The 17,357-nt window shown below is 69.0% G+C and carries 15 protein-coding genes; 12 read left to right on the top strand and 3 right to left on the bottom strand.

Annotated elements, in window-relative coordinates; all coding sequences use genetic code 11:
• Nucleotides 1–30: 30 nt before the first annotated feature.
• The 5 genes from pabB to msrA all read left to right on the top strand — a co-directional run bounded on the left by pabB (nucleotide 31) and on the right by msrA (nucleotide 5,302).
• Complete coding sequence (gene pabB, locus QLH51_RS08535) at nucleotides 31–1,824, top strand: aminodeoxychorismate synthase component I (protein ID WP_206429011.1); 1,794 nt, start codon at nucleotides 31–33, stop codon at nucleotides 1,822–1,824.
• Between the two features lie 39 nt (nucleotides 1,825–1,863).
• Nucleotides 1,864–3,063 carry a pyridoxal phosphate-dependent aminotransferase gene (locus QLH51_RS08530; RefSeq protein ID WP_125657616.1) on the top strand — a complete coding sequence of 400 codons (1,200 nt, stop codon included), beginning with the start codon at nucleotides 1,864–1,866 and terminating at the stop codon, nucleotides 3,061–3,063.
• Between the two features lie 66 nt (nucleotides 3,064–3,129).
• Nucleotides 3,130–4,305 carry a GGDEF domain-containing protein gene (locus QLH51_RS08525; RefSeq protein ID WP_125657613.1) on the top strand — a complete coding sequence of 392 codons (1,176 nt, stop codon included), beginning with the start codon at nucleotides 3,130–3,132 and terminating at the stop codon, nucleotides 4,303–4,305.
• Nucleotides 4,306–4,443: 138 nt separating this feature from the next.
• Nucleotides 4,444–4,590, top strand: a complete 147-nt coding sequence (locus tag QLH51_RS08520; protein WP_164516142.1) for a hypothetical protein — start codon at nucleotides 4,444–4,446, stop codon at nucleotides 4,588–4,590.
• A 52-nt stretch (nucleotides 4,591–4,642) separates the two neighbouring features.
• Nucleotides 4,643–5,302, top strand: coding sequence for a peptide-methionine (S)-S-oxide reductase MsrA (gene msrA, locus QLH51_RS08515; protein WP_125657610.1), 660 nt, complete (start codon nucleotides 4,643–4,645; stop codon nucleotides 5,300–5,302).
• A 271-nt stretch (nucleotides 5,303–5,573) separates the two neighbouring features.
• Here the strand turns inward: msrA and QLH51_RS08510 are convergent, their stop codons facing one another.
• Both QLH51_RS08510 and mgtE read right to left on the bottom strand, forming a co-directional pair.
• Complete coding sequence (locus QLH51_RS08510) at nucleotides 5,574–5,972, bottom strand: DUF1489 family protein (protein WP_125657607.1); 399 nt, start codon at nucleotides 5,970–5,972, stop codon at nucleotides 5,574–5,576.
• A gap of 31 nt (nucleotides 5,973–6,003) precedes the next feature.
• The gene (mgtE, locus tag QLH51_RS08505) at nucleotides 6,004–7,395 is read right to left on the bottom strand and encodes a magnesium transporter (protein WP_125657604.1); all 1,392 of its coding nucleotides are present in this window, start codon (nucleotides 7,393–7,395) and stop codon (nucleotides 6,004–6,006) included.
• A gap of 128 nt (nucleotides 7,396–7,523) precedes the next feature.
• Between mgtE and QLH51_RS08500 the strand changes: the two genes are divergently transcribed.
• Nucleotides 7,524–7,985 (top strand): peptidylprolyl isomerase, encoded by a 462-nt coding sequence (locus tag QLH51_RS08500; protein ID WP_125657601.1) that lies wholly within the window; start codon nucleotides 7,524–7,526, stop codon nucleotides 7,983–7,985.
• A 142-nt stretch (nucleotides 7,986–8,127) separates the two neighbouring features.
• On the opposite strand, the gene QLH51_RS08495 is transcribed toward QLH51_RS08500, so the two are convergent.
• Nucleotides 8,128–9,015: a LysR substrate-binding domain-containing protein gene (locus QLH51_RS08495; protein ID WP_125657598.1), complete on the bottom strand. Its 888-nt coding sequence runs from the start codon at nucleotides 9,013–9,015 to the stop codon at nucleotides 8,128–8,130.
• 282 nt (nucleotides 9,016–9,297) lie between these two features.
• Between QLH51_RS08495 and QLH51_RS08490 the strand changes: the two genes are divergently transcribed.
• The 6 genes from QLH51_RS08490 to QLH51_RS08465 form a co-directional block, all read left to right on the top strand.
• Complete coding sequence (locus QLH51_RS08490) at nucleotides 9,298–11,586, top strand: CDC48 family AAA ATPase (protein WP_125657595.1); 2,289 nt, start codon at nucleotides 9,298–9,300, stop codon at nucleotides 11,584–11,586.
• A 112-nt stretch (nucleotides 11,587–11,698) separates the two neighbouring features.
• Nucleotides 11,699–12,307, top strand: a complete 609-nt coding sequence (locus QLH51_RS08485) for a class I SAM-dependent methyltransferase (protein ID WP_125657592.1) — start codon at nucleotides 11,699–11,701, stop codon at nucleotides 12,305–12,307.
• Nucleotides 12,308–12,346: 39 nt separating this feature from the next.
• The gene (locus tag QLH51_RS08480; RefSeq protein ID WP_125657590.1) at nucleotides 12,347–13,426 is read left to right on the top strand and encodes a type III polyketide synthase; all 1,080 of its coding nucleotides are present in this window, start codon (nucleotides 12,347–12,349) and stop codon (nucleotides 13,424–13,426) included.
• Nucleotides 13,423–14,109, top strand: a complete 687-nt coding sequence (locus QLH51_RS08475) for a methyltransferase domain-containing protein (RefSeq protein WP_125657587.1) — start codon at nucleotides 13,423–13,425, stop codon at nucleotides 14,107–14,109. The genes QLH51_RS08480 and QLH51_RS08475 overlap by 4 nt, the downstream gene beginning before the upstream one ends.
• Entirely contained in the window at nucleotides 14,088–15,203 is a 1,116-nt protein-coding gene (locus tag QLH51_RS08470) for an NAD(P)/FAD-dependent oxidoreductase (protein WP_125657585.1), read from the top strand. The genes QLH51_RS08475 and QLH51_RS08470 overlap by 22 nt, the downstream gene beginning before the upstream one ends.
• Nucleotides 15,204–15,278: 75 nt before the next feature.
• A partial coding sequence (locus QLH51_RS08465; protein WP_283514537.1) for a transglycosylase domain-containing protein occupies nucleotides 15,279–17,357 on the top strand: 2,079 nt, incomplete at its 3' end.

The following is a 17,357-nucleotide window of genomic DNA, read 5'->3' as shown; positions in this document are numbered from 1 at the left end:
TTAATGCCCGGTACACAAGGCAGCGTAAGAATGGTTGCCCCGCGCGCGCGCAACCGGCAAGCGTGGGGGATGCTCGATGCGACGCGGCCCTTCGTACTGCTCGACGATGCCCGGCCGGGGGGAGGCGCGCGGCTGTACCGGGCGCCGGTCCGCGTGATCCGCGCCGATCGCGTCGCCGACGTCCCCGCCGCGCTGGCGGACATGACGAAGGCGGTGGTCGGGGGCGCGGCGGTGGCGGGGTATCTCGGCTACGAAGCCGGTGCCGCGCTGGTGCCCGGCGTGCCGGTACGCGATGCGGCGACGCCGTTGCTGTGGTTCGGGGTGTTCGACCGTGCCGAGACGGTCGATGCCGCGGCGTTGCTGCCCGATCCGGCGGGCGCATGGATCGGCGCGGTCATGCCCGATATCGACCGCGACACCTATGCCGCGCAGTGCAACGACATCCTCGAGCTGATCGCGGCGGGCGATATCTATCAGGCGAACCTGACCTTCGGCGCGCGGGTGCCGGTGGCGGGCGATCCACTGGCGCTGTACGCCGCGATCCGGCCGCGGGCGGCGGCGGGGCACGGCGCGGTGGTGTGGACCGGCAGCGACTGGCTGCTGTCCTTTTCGCCCGAGCTGTTCTTCGCGGTCGAGGGCGGACGGATCACCGCGCGACCGATGAAGGGCACGGCGTCCCGCGATCCCGATCCCGCGCGCGACCGGGCGGTGGCCGATGCGCTGGCGAACGATCCTAAGCAGCGCGCCGAGAACCTGATGATCGTCGACCTGATGCGCAACGACCTGTCGCGCGTCGGGAAACCGGGCAGCGTCCGGGTGCCCGAGCGGTTCGTCGTCGAAACCTATCCCAGCATCCACCAGCTGGTATCTTCGGTGACCGCAGAGCTGCTGCCGGGCACGACCGCGGTCGATGCGCTGGCGGCACTGTTTCCGTGCGGATCGATCACCGGCGCGCCCAAGCGGCGGGCGATGGAGGCGATCGACGCGGTCGAGGGGCGCGCGCGCGGCATCTATACCGGGGCGATCGGCGCGATCGACGCCGGTGGCGACGCGACGTTCAACGTCGCGATCCGGACGCTGCATCTGCCCGATGGCGGATCGCACGCCACGATCGGGCTGGGATCGGGGGTGGTCGCCGATTCGGATGCGTCGGCGGAGTGGCGCGAATGCCTTGCCAAGGCGCGGTTCCTCGACACGTCCCCGCGCCGGTTCGACCTGGTCGAGACGATGGCGTTCGATCCGATCGCCGGCATCGCGCTGCTCGAACGGCATCTGGCGCGCATGACCGACAGCGCGCGGGCGCTGGGCTTCGCTTTCGATCGCCACGCGACGCGCAACGAATTGCAGGCGGCGACCTTTCGGCTGCGCGAGGCGTCGCGGGTGCGGCTGCTGCTGTCGGTATCGGGCGCGATCGCGGTCGACGTCACCCCGCTGCCGACTCCGCCCGCCGGACCGGTCGACGTGGGGCTGGCCCCCCTTCCCGTCCCGCCGCGCGACCTGCGGCTGGCGCACAAGACCAGCGACCGCCGCTTCTGGCCCGCGCCGCCGCCGGGCTGTTTCGAGACGATCTTCGTCGGCGACCATGGCGAGGTGACGGAGGGCAGCTTCACCTCGATCTTCGTCGGCGCCGGGGCGCAGCTGCTGACCCCGCCGCTCGACCGCGGCCTGCTGCCCGGCGTATTGCGCGGCGAATTGATCGCGCGGGGCGAAGCGGTGGAGATGCCGCTGAAGATCAGCGATCTCGCGCAAGGATTTTACATCGGCAACGCGGTTCGCGGATTGATTCGTGCGCGCTTGGTTGCAGATGCGAACATAGGGGGCTAAGGGCGCGGGCATCGTTCCCCTCCCAGCATCGGACGTCCCATGAAGCCCTCCGCCGCGCTCGACCGTATCAATCCCTCGCCGACCCTCGCCATCACGTCGAAGGTGCTCGAGCTGAAGCGGCAGGGCGTCGACGTGATCGGGCTGGGCGCGGGCGAACCCGATTTCGACACGCCCGATTTCGTCAAGGACGCCGCGATCGCGGCGATCCGTGCCGGCAAGACCAAGTACACCAACGTCGACGGCACGGCAGAGCTGAAGGACGCGATCGCCGCCAAGTTCAGCCGCGACAACGGCCTGACCTATGCCGCGAACCAGATCAGCGTGAACGTCGGCGGCAAGCACACGCTGTTCAACGCGCTGGTCGCGACGATCGATGCCGGCGACGAGGTGATCGTGCCCGCGCCCTATTGGGTCAGCTACCCCGACGTCGTCCAGTTCGCCGGCGGCACCCCGGTGTTCGTCGCGGCGGGTGCCGACCAGAATTACAAGATCACCCCCGAACAGCTCGACGCCGCGATCACCGAGCGGACCAAGTGGCTCATCATCAATTCGCCGTCGAACCCGACGGGTGCCGGCTATACCCGCGCCGAGCTGCGCGAGCTGGGCAAGGTGCTGGAACGCCACCCGCATGTCTGGATCTTCGCCGACGATATGTACGAGCATATCGTCTATCCGGGGTTCGAGTTCGCGACGATCGCCGAGGTGAACCCCAGCCTCTACGACCGCACGCTGACCGTGAACGGCTGTTCGAAGGCCTATGCGATGACCGGCTGGCGCATCGGCTATGCCGGCGGTGCGGCGTGGCTGGTCAAGGCGATCGCCAAGCTGCAGTCGCAATCGACCAGCAACCCGTGTTCGATCGCGCAGGCCGCCGCCGTCGCCGCGCTGAACGGCGACCAGTCGTTCCTTGCCGGGCGCAATGCCGCGTTCCAGCGTCGCCGCGACATGGTGGTCGCCGAACTCGATGCGATCGATGGCGTCACCTGCCCGACGCCCGACGGCGCCTTCTACGTCTATCCCGACATTTCCGGGGTGATCGGGCGCAGCACGCCCGGTGGCAAGCGGATCGCGACCGACGAGGATTTCGTCGGCTATCTGCTGGAGGATGCGCGCGTCGCGGCGGTGCAGGGCGCGGCGTTCGGCCTGTCGCCGGCGATGCGCATCAGCTATGCCACGTCGGACGATCTGCTGCGCGAGGCGTGCGCGCGCATCCGAACAGCCTGCGACGCGCTCAAGTAATACTTCCGTAGCAACGGACTATTAGGGCATCGGTCCTATCCCGGTTTCGGTCGCGATAGAGAAGACATGCTGCTCGATATTTCCACCCTGTACATCATGGTCGCATTGTGTTCGTTCGTTGCGGGCATCGTGCACCTGACCGCGGCGGTCGGCGGCCGCTTCGGCAGCTGGGCGAACTGGTGGGGCGGCGGGCATATCCTGCTGGGGGCCAGCGCGGTGATCCCGCTGGCCCGCGGACTCGGCATCCCGATGCTGATCCCGGTCGGCAATACCGTCGCGGTGCTGAGCTATGCCGCGATCTATATCGGCATGCGGCGCTTTGCCGACGGGCGGGCGGACATCGGAATCTGGATCGTGGTGGCCGCGATCCTGGCGGTGCCGATGCTGTTGTGGAGCGACCCGGCGGGCATGGGCGGGCGAATCGCCTATCTCAACGTCGTACGATCGATGTTCGACGTGGCGACCGTCGTCGTCGCGATCCGCATCGCCCGGCGCGAATCGCTGCGTACCGGCTGGATCGTCGCGGTCATGTTCGCGCTGACCGTGCCGATGTTCCTCAGCCGCGCGTGGCTGGTGCTGACCGGCCATATCGGCACCAGCCCGACCGGACTGCAGGGCGGGCCGGCGGCATGGCTGGCGGCGGGCGCCGTCGCCTTCATCATGTTCCGCGGCTTTTCGCTGCTGACCATGGATGCCGAACGTGGCGAGCGTCGGCTGGAGATGCTTGCCGAGCGCGATGCGCTGACCGGGGCGGGCAACCGTACCGCATTCGAACGCACGCGCGGCGGCTGGCGCGGCGAAGGTGCGGTAATGATGATCGACCTCGACCGGTTCAAGGCGCTGAACGACAGCCGCGGCCATGCGGTGGGCGACGCCGCGCTGTGCATCGCCACCCGTGCTGCGGTGGCGTCGGTGCCGATGACGGGACGGGTGTTCCGATGGGGTGGCGACGAGTTCGTGTGCGTCCTGCCGGGCACCGGCGCGCAGGAGGCGGCCGTCATCGCCGAGGGTATCGCCAGCCGGTTCGGGGAGGGAACCAGCGCGCTGCTGGGCACCGGGGCGGCAGCGACGCTCAGCATCGGGTGGACGCTGGGGCCGCTGTCCGACGTGGAAGCGCTCATAGCCGACGCCGACGAACGCATGTATGCGGACAAGCGACAGGGCCGCGCGTCCGATACGCAACGCAGCGTTGCCGAATCCGCACCCGCCGCCTACTTGATTTCGCAGTCGCAACATGGTTGAGGCTGTGCGCACGATGAACGGGCGCGCCAGCGCCGGTTCAGCCCCACACACTATATCTTGCATCGACGAACGGGCCGGCCGGTCCGGTTCGGCGCCGCGAACCATCGGGGGGAGCGGCCGGGCAAGAGGACGAGACAGATGACCCAGAATCGCACCGGTTTCCTTCGCCATTTCGTCAGCGGTTTCGCGCTGGGTGCCGTCGCGCTGGTCGCGGTGCAGGTGGCGGATCGCAGCGATGCGAAGTCGGTCCGTTCCGCACCGGCGATGATCGAGCGCATCGGCTGATCTGGCGGCGTTCGCGCCGAACCCCCATCTTGGTTCCGTATCGTTAGGAACCATGTTCATGAAATTCCTGCTCCCCGTCGCCATCGCCGCCATCGGTGTGGCCGCAGTGTCGATCCCCCCGGCCACCGCAGAGCGTGCGGTGCCGATCCCGACCATCGCCAGCGACGTTCCCCCCACCCCCGGCCCTGCCACCGCCGTACTGGCCGGCGGCTGCTTCTGGGGCATGGAGGCGGTGTTCGAACGGGTGAAGGGCGTGAAGTCGGTCGTCAGCGGCTATGCCGGCGGCACCCGCGCCACCGCGACCTACGATCAGGTATCGACCGAACGCACCGGCCATGCCGAGGCGATCCGCATCACCTACGACCCGCGCGTCGTCAGCTATGGCACGCTGCTCCGGCTCTATTTCTCGGTCGCGCACGATCCGACGCAGGTCGACGGGCAATATCCCGATCGCGGGCCCAGCTATCGCTCGGCGATCTTCGCGCAGAACGGCGCGCAGGCGCTGACCGCACGGCGCTATGTCGCGCAGCTGACCCGGGCGAAGGCGTTCCCGAAACCGATCGCGACGAGGATCGAGACCGGTGCCTTCTATCCGGCCGAGGCCTATCACCAGGACTTCGCACGGAGGAACCCGTCGCATCCCTATATCGTGCGGTGGGACAAGCCCAAGGTCGCGGCGGCAAAGGTGGCGTATCCGGGGTTGGTAGCGTAGCCTTTTCCGTCGCCCCGGCGAAGGCCGGGGCCTCGTGCGGCGAGGAGTGCGCTTCCTTACCGGGAGATCCCGGCTTTCGCCGGAATGACGTTTTGGGCGAGCAGGAAGAAGTTTGGGTTTCACGCGGAGACGCGGAGGGGGTGCGGCTTCCCCCCCGTTCCGCGTCGGCGTAACCGTCATCCTCGTGGCGATGCGCCTGAACGGCAGATCGCTACGCGATCGAATAGCCGCGAACGCAACCTCCTCCGCGCCTCCGCGCGAACCACTCCTTTTACAGCAACCCCAGCGCCACCAGCTCGCCGATCAGCCGCGGCGGCAGTTCGTCGGCGCCGGTGCCCTCCCCGCCCAGATCGGCCGGCGCATCCGCCGCCTCCAGATAGCGCCAGCCCTGATGCGCACGCTTGGGCCGCGCCTCGACCAGCACCAGCTTCGGCCCCAGATGGATCGCGACGCGCCCCCCCTCCGCCTCGCCGAAGCCCAGGATCGGCGAACGGGCGACCAGCCGGTGCTTGAGGATCCAGAACAGCGACCCGCCCTCGATCTCCGCCGCACGTTTCGGCAGGTAACGGGTGGTCAGGAATCCGCCCTCGGCATGACGCGTGGCCAACCGCCCGGCCAGTTGCTCGACCGATTCGATGGCGAAGGCGACTTTGGTGAGATGCAGCGGCACGCCCCCCAGATGGGAAGCGCGGCGCGCCGGCTCAAGCGGTCAGCCCGCTGACGGTCGCGAGACCCAGAAAGACGAGGAACCCCATCGAATCGGTGGTCATCGTCACGAAGATCGACGACGCGACCGCCGGGTCGGCATTGTACCGGTCGAGCGTCAGCGGCACGAACACCCCGGCGAACCCGGCGATCACGACGTTGAGCAGCATCGCCGTGCCGATCACCGCGCCCAGTTGCGGATTGCCGAACCACAAGGTCACGCCGGTGCCGATCAGCGCGGCGACGGTCGCGCCGTTCATCAGCGCGATGATCATCTCGCGCCGGATCGCGCGGACCGTGTTCGACTGGGTCAGCTGGTTGGTGGCGAGCGCGCGGACCGTCACCGCCATGGTCTGCGTGCCCGCATTGCCGCCCAGCCCGGCGACGATCGGCATCAGCGCGGCCAGCGTCACCATCCGGTCGATCGTCGCCCCGAACATGCCGATGATCGTGGCGGGCAGCAGCGCGGTAATCAGGTTGGTGATCAGCCAGCGCACCCGCGCCTTGTACGAATCGCGGATCGGTTCGTTGATGTCGCCTTCGCCCGCCCCCGACAGCAGCAGCGCGTCCTCGCCCGCTTCCGCCTGGATGATGTGGACGACGTCGTCGACGGTAATCATGCCGACCAGCCGCCCGCTGCCGTCGACCACGGCGGCCGAGATCAGCGCATACTTCTGGAAGCGCAGCGCGACTTCCTCCTGGTCCATGTCGACCGGGATCAGCGTCTGTTCGCGCGCCATCACGTCGGCGATCGCGACCGAGCGCGGCGTGCGCAGGATCCACGACAGCTGGCAGGTGCCGACCGGCCTGTGCGCCGGATCGACCACGAAGATTTCCCAGAAATCGGTGGTCAGCACCTCGTCGGCGCGCAGATAGTCGAGCGCGTCGCCGACGGTCCAGTGCTCCGGCACCGCGACCAGCTCGCGCTGCATCAGGCGGCCGGCGGATTCCTCGGGGTAGGACAGCGCCTCCTCGATCGCGGCGCGATCGTCGGGGTCCAGCGCGCGCAGCACCGCGCGCTGGTCGGCATCGTCGAGGTCCTCGATGATCGCGACCGCGTCGTCGGTGTCGAGCTGCGCGGCGATGTCGGCGACCTGCGTCGCGGTCAGCGCGTCGATCACGGCCTCGCGCACCCAGTCGTTCATCTCGGCCAGCACGTCGCCGTTCAGCCGCTCGGCGATCGCGGCGGCCAGCGCCGCGCGCTGTTCGCCCGGCACCAGTTCGAACAGGTCGGCAAGGTCGGCGGGGTGGAGCGGTTCGACCAGCTCGCGCGCCGCCTCGTCGTCGCCGCGGTCGACCGCTTCGCACACGGCGCGGACGAATTCGGGCTTCAGCCGGTCGTCCTCGTCCAGTTCGCTCGTCGTGTCGGGCAGGTCGAGTTCGGTCATGGTCGCAACCCTCCTGTCGGCACGATGTCCGCCTGCTGTAGCCATGCTGCACCGCCGTGCCAACGCCCGTGCGGTTGCCCTCGGCCGGTCGAACCCCTAGCTAGCTCCCCAGTTTCAAGGAGCATATAATGGCCGATACCCCCAGCACGCTCGTGATGACGCTCGATACCGGCGAAGTCCGGATCAAGCTGCGCCCCGACCTCGCCCCCAACCATGTCGAACGCATCGTCAAGCTGGCCGATTCGGGCTTCTATGACGGCGTGCCGTTCCACCGCGTGATTGCCGGCTTCATGGCGCAGGGCGGCGACGGCGGTCGCGGTGACGGCACCGGCGGGTCGAAGGAACCGAACCTCAAGCAGGAGTTCAACGCCGAACCGCATGTGCGCGGCGTGTGCTCGATGGCGCGGACCAGCGATCCGAACTCGGCCAACAGCCAGTTCTTCATCTGCCTCGACGATGCGACCTTCCTCGACCGGCAGTACACGGTGTGGGGCGTGGTCGACAGCGGCATGGACGCCGTCGACGCGCTGCCCAAGGGCGAGCCGCCGCGCAACCCGGGCAAGATCGTGACCGCGCGCAGCGAGGCGTAAGGTTCTCTGCCCCCCCATCCGTCATCCCGGCGCAGGCCGGGATCCATGGATGGGGGGACGGATGCGACCTGTCGACAGCACCCGACACGATGGATTCCGGCCTGCGCCGGAATGACGGAGTGGGCGGGGAAACGTCGCGTACCTACTCCGCCGGCGCGTCGAGCGCGGCGACCAGCCAGTCGTGGAACAGCTTCACCGGCCGCTGCTGCAACATGCGCGGGCGGCACACGAACCAGTGGCTGTAGGTCGAATCGACCGCGCGATCGAACAGCGGCACCAGCCGGTCGTCGCGCGCGGTTTCGAAATGCGATTCGAGCATGAAGGCGATGCCGAGCCCCTGTGCCGCCGCCTCCAGCATCAGCGTGCCCGAATCGAACCGGTCGGTCGCGGCGGGCTCTAGGTCGGGCAGTCCGGCGGCGTGGATCCAGTCGGCGAAGGTATCGGGCATGTCGCGGTGGATCAGCGCGGTGTGCTGTGCGATCTGCGCCGGATCGGTGATCGGGTGGCGATCGATCAGCGCGCGCCCGGCAATGGCATAGACCCGGTTGCGGTCGAGCCGCCGCGCATACAGCGCGGGATCGATCGCGTGGCCCAGCACGATCGCGACGTCGATCCCCTCGCCCAGCCGCCCCAGCCCGTGATGCGCGGTGTCGAAATCGAGGTGCAGTTCGGGATGCCGTTCCTTCAGGTCGCCCATCCGAGGCATCAGTCGCTGGATCGCGAACAGCGGCAGCACGCCCAGCCGCAGTCGCAGCACCTCGACCGCGCCCGACATCTGCTCGACCGCGTCGGACAGCGTGTCGAGCGCGCCCGACAGCAGCGACAGCAGCCGTTCGCCATCGGCGTTCAGCTTCAGCGCCTGGTGCCGGCGTTCGAACAGCGGCTTGCCGATGAAGCGTTCCATCGCCTGCACCCGGCGGCTGAGCGCCGGCGAGGACAGCGCCAGTTCGTCGGCGGCGAGCTTGACCGAGCCGAGCCGGGCGACGTGGACGAATGCCTCGATCGCGGTGAGGGGGGGAAGGCGACGCATCCGATACCTTAGACCTTCGTTGCGGTGCGGTACACGCTGCACCGCGATCGTCGCACTTGCAACCATCCACCCGTATGGTGAATGCAATTTATGCAATGCGACTTTAACTGTTCGCACTTGCACAAAATCACGCCGCGCCGCACATATTGCGTGCCTTTCAGGCATCCTCTCCTAAAAACTTTCTGGCCGGTCGTTTTCGATCGGCCTTTTTTTTCGCCTTGTTGCCGGCAACCCGCCCCCTATCTCCCCCGTTCCAATACGTTCCAGCAGGACGGAATTTTGATGGCGGACAGCGAAACAGGCGGACGGCGGTTGCAGGTGGCGAATGCCCGGCCCGAGGACAGCGGACGCGGCATTGCCCACCTCCCCCGATCGGTCATGGCGCTGCTCGGCATCAACGAGGGGGACGTCGTCGAGATCGTCGGCAAGAAGACCACCCCGGCGCGGGCCATCGCCCCCTATCCCGAGGACGAGGGGCTCGACATCGTCCGCATCGACGGGTTGCAGCGCGCCAATGCCGGCGTCGGATCGGGCGATCAGGTCGAGGTGCGCAAGGCCGAGTCGCGCCCGGCCACCCGCGTCGTCTTCGCCCCCGCCCAGCAGAATCTGCGGCTGCAGGGGTCGGCCAACGCGCTCAAGCGCACGTTCTTCGGACGGCCGCTGTGCCAGGGCGACATCGTCGCCACGACCGGGCACCAGCGGGTTGACAGTCTGTCGCCCAATGTCCGCCGCTACGTCAACGCCCCCGCCTTTTCGTTGCAGGAAATCCGCCTCGCGGTCGTGTCGGCCGCGCCCAAGGGCGTGGTGCATATCGACGAATCGACCGAGATCGAGCTGCGGTCGGAATATGAGGAACCGCGCGAATCGCGCCGCGCTGACGTCACCTATGACGATATCGGCGGCATGGGCGCCACGATCGACCAGCTGCGCGAAATGGTCGAACTGCCCTTGCGCTATCCCGAGCTGTTCCAGCGGCTGGGCGTCGATCCGCCCAAGGGAGTGCTGCTGCACGGGCCGCCCGGCACCGGCAAGACGCGGCTCGCGCGTGCGGTAGCAAACGAATCGGACGCCGAGTTCTTCCTCATCAACGGTCCCGAGATCATGGGATCGGCCTATGGCGAATCGGAAAAGCGCCTGCGCGAGGTGTTCGAGGAAGCGACCAAGGCATCGCCGTCGATCGTGTTCATCGACGAGATCGATTCGATCGCCCCCAAGCGGGGGCAGGTATCGGGCGAGGCGGAAAAGCGGCTGGTCGCGCAGCTGCTGACGCTGATGGACGGGCTCGAATCGCGCGCCAACATCGTCGTCATCGCCGCGACCAACCGGCCCGAGGCGATCGACGAGGCGCTGCGCCGGCCCGGCCGGTTCGACCGCGAGATCGTGGTCGGGGTGCCCGACGAGCGCGGACGGCGCGAGATCCTCGGCATCCATACCCGCGGCATGCCGCTGGCCGACGATGTCGAACTCGCCGAACTGTCGCGCACGACCTATGGCTTCGTCGGTGCCGACCTCGCCGCGCTGACCCGCGAGGCCGCGATCGAGGCGGTACGGCGGATCATGCCGCGCATCGACCTGTCCGAAGGGACGATTCCGCAGGACGTGCTCGACAGCCTGTCGGTGACGCGCGACGATTTCCTCGAAGCGTTGAAGCGGGTTCAGCCCAGCGCGATGCGCGAGGTCATGGTGCAGGCGCCGACCGTCCGCTGGGACGATGTCGGCGGACTGGACGATGCGCAGATGCGGTTGAAGGAAGGCGTCGAGCTGCCGCTCAAAAGCCCCGAATCGTTCCGGCGCCTCGGCATCCGCCCGGCCAAGGGGTTCCTGCTCTACGGTCCGCCCGGCACCGGCAAGACGCTGCTGGCCAAGGCGGTCGCCCGCGAGGCGGAGGCGAACTTCATCGCCACCAAGTCGAGCGACCTGCTGTCGAAATGGTATGGCGAGAGCGAACAGCAGATCGCCCGCCTGTTCGCCCGTGCGCGACAGGTGGCGCCGACCGTCATCTTCATCGACGAACTCGATTCGCTGGTTCCCGCGCGTGGCGGTGGCCTCGGCGAGCCGCAGGTGACCGAGCGGGTGGTCAACACCATCCTGGCGGAGATGGACGGGCTGGAGGAGTTGCAGTCGGTGGTGGTGATCGGCGCGACCAACCGGCCCAACATGGTCGACCCGGCATTGCTGCGGCCGGGACGGTTCGACGAGCTGGTCTATGTCGGCGTGCCCGACCGGGCGGGGCGCGCCCGCATCCTTGGCATCCAGACGCAGAAGATGCCGCTGGCCGACGACGTCGACCTCGACGCCGTGGCGGCGCGGACCGAGCGGTTCACCGGTGCCGATCTGGAGGATGTGGTGCGCCGCGCCGGCCTGTTCGCGCTGCGCGCCTCGCTCGACACGCGCGAGGTGACGATGGCGCATTTCGAGGCGGCGCTGGGAGAATCACGCGCGTCGGTGACGGCGGAGATGGAGGAGGAATATCGGGCGATGTCGTCGCGACTGAAGCAGGACGCATTGTCGATCCAGCCGATCGGCTTCATCGCGCCGGGCATGGTCGAGGGGCGCGGGCCGAAGGGGTAGCGTACCGTTCGGCCCGGTGCGACGGACTGCAACTGTTCGGCTTGCAAGTTCGTTGCGCTTTTGCGACGACGCGATGACCATGGCCCTACGCGCCATCCGTTCGAGGATTTGCATGACGACGAGTTCCAACGCCGCGACCCGACGGAAGCCGCGCGGCGTGCCATCGCCTGCCGGCATCTTCCTGCGCGGATTCGTCAAGCATCCGGTGATGGTCGGGTCGGTCATCCCGTCGTCGAACAAGCTGATCCGCAAGATGCTGGCCCCGATCGACTGGGCCAATGCCAAGGTCGTGGTGGAATATGGCCCCGGCGTCGGCACCTTCTGCCGCCCGATCCTCGAACGGCTGGCGCCCGATGCGCAGCTGATCGTGATCGATACGAACCCGGACTTCATCGACTATCTGAACGCGACGATCCTCGATTCGCGTTTCTCCGCGGTTCATGGATCGGCGGCGGACGTCGAACGGATCGTGGCCGATCATGGTCATCCCCATGCCGATTACGTGCTGTCGGGCTTGCCCTTTTCCACGCTGCCGCCGGGCGTCGGCGACAGGATCGCGGTGGCGACTCAGGCGGTGCTGCGGCCGGGCGGCGCGTTCCTGGTCTATCAGTTCAACCCGCGCGTCCGCGATTTCCTCGACCGGCAATTCGCCCGGATCGACCACGACATGGAATGGTGGAACATGCCGCCGGCGCAGCTGTGGTGGGCGTGGAAGGACTAACCCGGTAACCATTCGCGTCGTCCGTGCGTTGACCGCGCGATGACATCCGCCTCCGCACCCGTCGCGTGGTTGAACGCGGTCGCGACGGCGACCCCGACCCACGACATCCATAACGCCTTTGTCGGCTGGGCGCGCAACCGCCTGCCCCCGCGCGAAGCACGGCTGTTCGACCGGATGGTCGAGCGCGCCGGGATCGGCCATCGCTGGTCGGTGCTGCCGATCGGCGGCGACGGCGGCTCGCCGGTAGCACCCGGCGGTTTCTATGCCGAAGCGATGCCGGGCACCGCCGCGCGCATGGGCATCTACAGCGATGCCGCCCCGGCCCTTGCGGTCCGCGCGATCGAATCGCTGGCGGCACAGGCGGCGCTGGGCGAGATCACCCATCTGGTCGTCGCCAGTTGTACCGGTTTCGTCGCGCCGGGCATCGACCAGATCATCGCCGCGCGGCTGAACCTGTCGCCGCGGGTCGAGCGGCTGCTGGTGGGGTTCATGGGCTGCTACGCCGCGGTCGCCGCGTTGCGCAGCGCGCGGCACATCGTCCGCTCCGAACCAGACGCGCGCGTGCTGGTGGTCACGGTGGAGCTGTCGACGCTGCACCTGCAACCTGCCACCACGCTGGAACCGCTGCTGGCGATGCTGCAATTCGGGGATGGTGCCGCCGCCGCGCTGGTCACGGCCGACCCGGCGGGCTTCGCGATCGAGGCGCCGTTCGCGGCGACGCTGCCCGATTCGGCCGAACTGATCCGCTGGGACATCACCGATGCCGGCTTTGCGATGCACCTGTCGGGTGAGGTGCCGGCGCGGATCGCCACGGCGCTGACCGATCCCGATTTCGCGCGTGCGGCGACCGGCGGGCGGTCGCTCGACAGCGTTGATGGCTGGGCGGTCCATGCCGGCGGGCGATCGATCCTCGACGCGGTCGAGCGCAGCCTGTCGCTGCCGCGCGCAGCGCTGGCGGCGTCGCGCGCGGTGCTGGCGGCCAATGGCAATATGTCGTCGGCGACGCTGATGTTCGTGCTGGCGACGATGCTGGATGGTCCACCGGTCGCCGACGGCATCGCGCTGGCATTCGGGCCGGGCCTCGCCGCCGAGGGCTTCGGCTTCCGGAGCGCGGCATGAGCTTCGCCCGGGTCGATGCCGAAGAATTGATGGACGACCCGTCGCTGGCGCCCGAAACCTATGCCGCGGTGCTGCGCGATCTGGCACGGGTGAACACCGTCACGCTGGCGGCGCGACCGACGCTGGCGTTCCTGACGCGTATCGCCTGGCGCGGCGACCGGCTGAAGCTGCTGGACGTCGGCTATGGCGATGGCGACATGCTGCGGCGAATCGCGCGCTGGGCGGCGAGGCGCGGCGTCGAGGCCGAACTGGTGGGCATCGACCTGAACCCGCGCAGCGAGGCGATCGCCCGCGCCGATACGCCCGGCGACCTGCCGATCACCTACCGCACCGGCGACTATGCCGACCTCGCCGGCGAAGGGTGGGACGCGGTCGTCTCCAGCCTCGTCGCGCACCACATGACCCGGGCGCAGCTGGTCGCGTTCGTGGCGTTCATGGAACGTGAGAGTGCGCGCGGGTGGTTCGTCAACGACCTGCACCGCCATCGCTTCGCCCATCGCGGCTATCCGCTGCTGGCGACGCTGGCGCGCTGGCACCCGATCGTCCGCGCCGACGGCACGCTGTCGATCGCCCGATCCTATCGCCCCGACGACTGGCCGCCGATCCTCACCGAGGCCGGGGTCCGCGAGGCGAAGGTGCAACGCCATTTCCCGTTCCGGCTATGCGTCGAACGTCGGCGCTGATCGCGGGCGGCGGCCCCGCGGGCGCCGTCGCCGCGCTGTGCCTCGCGCGGGGCGGCGCGACGCCGCTGTTGCTGGAGCGATCCCGCGGGACGCCCGATGCGCTGTGCGGCGGCTTCCTGTCGTGGCGGACGCTCGATTCGCTGGCGTCGGTCGGGGTCGATCGCACGGCGCTGGGCGGGCATGTCGTGCGGCGCGTGGTGCTGTTTGCCGGGGGACGCCGCGCCACGTCGATGCTGCCCGCCCCGGCGATCGGGCTGTCGCGGCGGCGGCTCGATGCGCTGCTGCTCGACCATGCCATCGCCGCCGGTGCGGGGGTCGAGCGCGGGGTGACGATCCGCTCGGCCGACGGCCGGACGCTGCACACCGGCGATGGCGCGACAGTGACCGGCGACTCACTGTTCCTCGCCACCGGCAAGCATGACCTGCGCGGGGCGATGCGCGATGCACCGATCGGCGGCGACCCGGCGATGGGGGTGCGCGTCCGGCTGGAGCCGCATCCGGCGCTGACCCGGCTGGTCGGTGACGCGATCGAACTGCACGCCTTTGCCGGGGGCTATGCCGGGCTGGTGCTCCAGGAGGATGGCGGCGCCAATCTGTGCATGGCACTGCGCCGCTCGCGCCTGCGCGCGGCGGGCGACCTGCCGGCGTTGCTCGCCGCGCTGGCGGGCGAATCGCCGGCGCTGGCCGAACGGCTCGCGTTCCTTGGGCACGTGCCGGCGATCGATGCGATCGCCAACGTCCCCTATGGCTGGCGCACCGGCCGGACCACGCCCGGCGTCTTCCGGCTGGGCGATCAGGCCGGGGTGATCCCGTCGCTGGCGGGCGAAGGCATGGGTATCGCCATCGCCAGCGCGATCCGTGCCGCCACAAGCTGGCAGCAGGACGGCACGGCGGGGGCCGAGACGTATCAACGCGACCTCGCCCGTGCGCTGCACCGCCCGATCGCGCTGGCCGGCGTGTTGCGGACGCTGGCCGATCATCGCGCGGGCCATGCGCTGCTGCTCGCCGGGGGGCGGATCGCGCCGCTGGTGGCGGCCGCCGCGCGGTGGACGCGGGTCGCGCCCGTCAGCCACCGTTCATTGCGGCCGGCCTAACGCGCGCCATTCCCAATGCGCGGTGCGTCCGGGGCTTGTGCCGCCGGGGGCGGGCGCGGTATCCGGCGCACTCCCATGGCACGCACCCCTCAACGCCCGCAAAAGCAGCCCACCGCTGCCGCCCCGTCCCGCTGGTGGCGCATCTTGCGCTGGGTGCTGGGCATCGGCTTCGGCGTCGCGGCGCTGGCGGCGATCGCGCTGGTGGTCGCGGTCTATAACGCCAAATCGAACCTGCCGAGCTTCAACCAGCTGAAATCCTCGCCCAACGGGCAGATGATCCGGGTGCGCGCGGCCGACGGATCGATCCTTGTGTCGCTGGGGCCGAGCTATGGCGAATGGATCCCCTATGCGCAGATCCCGGCGGAGATGCGCGACGCGATGGTGTCGGTCGAGGATCGCCGCTTCCGCTCGCACTGGGGCGTCGATCCGGTGGCACTGGCGCGCATTACCAAATTCGCGATCGAGACGCGCGGCACCGGGCGACGGTTGCAGGGCGCATCGACGATCACGCAGCAGGTCGCGCGCACCATCTTCCTGTCGAACAGCTACACCGTCGGCCGCAAGTTCCGCGAGATCATCCTCGCGCTGGCGCTGGAGCGGAAGTTCACCAAGAACCAGATCCTCGAGCTGTACCTGAACAAGGTCTATTTCGGCGGCGGCGCGTACGGCATCGACGCGGCATCGCGCCGGTTCTTCAACCATCCCGCGACCGAGCTGTCGCTGTCGGAAGCCGCGGTCGTCGCCGGGCTGGTCAAGGCGCCGTCGCGCTACTCGCCGACCGCCGATGCCGAGGCGGCGGTCGGTCGTGCCGGCGTGGTGCTGAAGCTGATGCAGGAAACCGGGGCGATCACCGCGGCACAGGCGATGGACGCCGATCCGCAGGCGATCAAGCTGGCGCCCGAACCGCAACAGAACAGCGTGCGCTATTTCACCGACTGGGCGCTGCCGCAGCTCGAAACGCTGATCGACGAAACCGAACAGCCGCTGGACGTGTGGACCACACTCGACCCGGCGATGCAGAAGAGCGCCGATACCGCGATCCGCGCCAATGCCCCGGCGGGCGTACAGGGCGCGCTGGTCGCGCTCGACCGCGACGGGGCGGTGCGGGCGATGGTCGGCGGCAAGGATTACGTGTCGTCGATCTACAACCGCGCGACCCAGGCGACGCGCCAGCCGGGATCGGCGTGGAAGCTGTTCGTGTATCTCGCGGCGCTGGAGGCGGGGATGAACCCCGACAGCCAGGTCAACGACGCGCCGGTGACCATCGACGGATGGAGCCCGCGCAACAGCTCCCGCCGGTTCAGCGGGCAGGTGTCGCTGCGTACCGCCTTTGCCTATTCGCTCAACACCGTGTCGGCGCGACTGGGGCAGGAGGTCGGCTTCGGCACCGTCGCCGACATGGCGAAGCGCTTCGGCATCTCGACCCCGATCAATACGCAGCCGGCAATGGTGCTCGGCACGTCCGACGTGCGGCTGATCGACCTGACCCGCGCCTATGCCTCGGTCGCCAGCGGCGGGACGGCGGTCGTCCCCTATGGCATTACCCGGGTCACCGCCGGCGGATCGGTGATCTACCAGCATCAGGTCGACAGCTCGCGCGTGCTGGTCGCCCCCTATGTCGCGCAGCAGATGACCGACCTGCTCCAGACCGCGGTCAACACCGGCACCGGCCGCGCGGCGCAGATCGGGCGTCCGGTCGCGGGCAAGACCGGCACGACCAGTTCGTACAAGGACGGCTGGTTCATGGGCTTTTCGTCGGGCATCACCACCGGCGTGTGGATGGGCCGCGACGATGCGAAGCCGGTCGGCGGCCTGCAAGGCGGCACCGCCCCGGCGCGCGCCTTCGCCGCGTTCATGCGGCAGGCGGTCGCCAGCCGCCCGGTCGAGGAGTTCAATACCAAGGTCACCCTGCCCGAATGGCAGGAGGAACCCGACGCCGAGAGCTATTACGGCGCGCCCGACGACCGGGTCTATGTCGATCCCGACGGCAATCCGGTCGACGGACCGCCGGTTACGACCCAGCCCGAGGCGCCGGTCGAGGATGGCGATGCGCCGCCCGTCCAGCCGCAGCAGCGCCTGCCCGACGAACAGCTCGATCAGGACTGGATCGACCGCGCGCTGGGCCGCAACCCGCGCGGCGAACAGTCCGCACCC

The sequence above is a fragment of the Sphingomonas sp. 2R-10 genome, assembly GCF_030062225.1.
Classification (GTDB): domain Bacteria; phylum Pseudomonadota; class Alphaproteobacteria; order Sphingomonadales; family Sphingomonadaceae; genus Sphingomonas.
The sequence above is the reverse complement of the archived record's forward strand: the minus strand, read 5'-3'. Positions and strand labels throughout refer to the sequence as shown.

Coding starts and splice junctions, on each gene's coding strand:
- QLH51_RS08495 (WP_125657598.1), bottom strand. CDS start 9,015: ATGCGTCGCCTTCCCCCCCTCACCGCGATCGAGGCATTCGTCCACGTC.
- QLH51_RS08470 (WP_125657585.1), top strand. CDS start 14,088: ATGCGTCGAACGTCGGCGCTGATCGCGGGCGGCGGCCCCGCGGGCGCC.
- QLH51_RS08485 (WP_125657592.1), top strand. CDS start 11,699: ATGACGACGAGTTCCAACGCCGCGACCCGACGGAAGCCGCGCGGCGTG.
- QLH51_RS08480 (WP_125657590.1), top strand. CDS start 12,347: ATGACATCCGCCTCCGCACCCGTCGCGTGGTTGAACGCGGTCGCGACG.
- QLH51_RS08530 (WP_125657616.1), top strand. CDS start 1,864: ATGAAGCCCTCCGCCGCGCTCGACCGTATCAATCCCTCGCCGACCCTC.
- QLH51_RS08520 (WP_164516142.1), top strand. CDS start 4,444: ATGACCCAGAATCGCACCGGTTTCCTTCGCCATTTCGTCAGCGGTTTC.
- QLH51_RS08490 (WP_125657595.1), top strand. CDS start 9,298: ATGGCGGACAGCGAAACAGGCGGACGGCGGTTGCAGGTGGCGAATGCC.
- mgtE (WP_125657604.1), bottom strand. CDS start 7,395: ATGACCGAACTCGACCTGCCCGACACGACGAGCGAACTGGACGAGGAC.
- QLH51_RS08525 (WP_125657613.1), top strand. CDS start 3,130: ATGCTGCTCGATATTTCCACCCTGTACATCATGGTCGCATTGTGTTCG.
- QLH51_RS08475 (WP_125657587.1), top strand. CDS start 13,423: ATGAGCTTCGCCCGGGTCGATGCCGAAGAATTGATGGACGACCCGTCG.
- pabB (WP_206429011.1), top strand. CDS start 31: ATGGTTGCCCCGCGCGCGCGCAACCGGCAAGCGTGGGGGATGCTCGAT.
- msrA (WP_125657610.1), top strand. CDS start 4,643: ATGTTCATGAAATTCCTGCTCCCCGTCGCCATCGCCGCCATCGGTGTG.
- QLH51_RS08500 (WP_125657601.1), top strand. CDS start 7,524: ATGGCCGATACCCCCAGCACGCTCGTGATGACGCTCGATACCGGCGAA.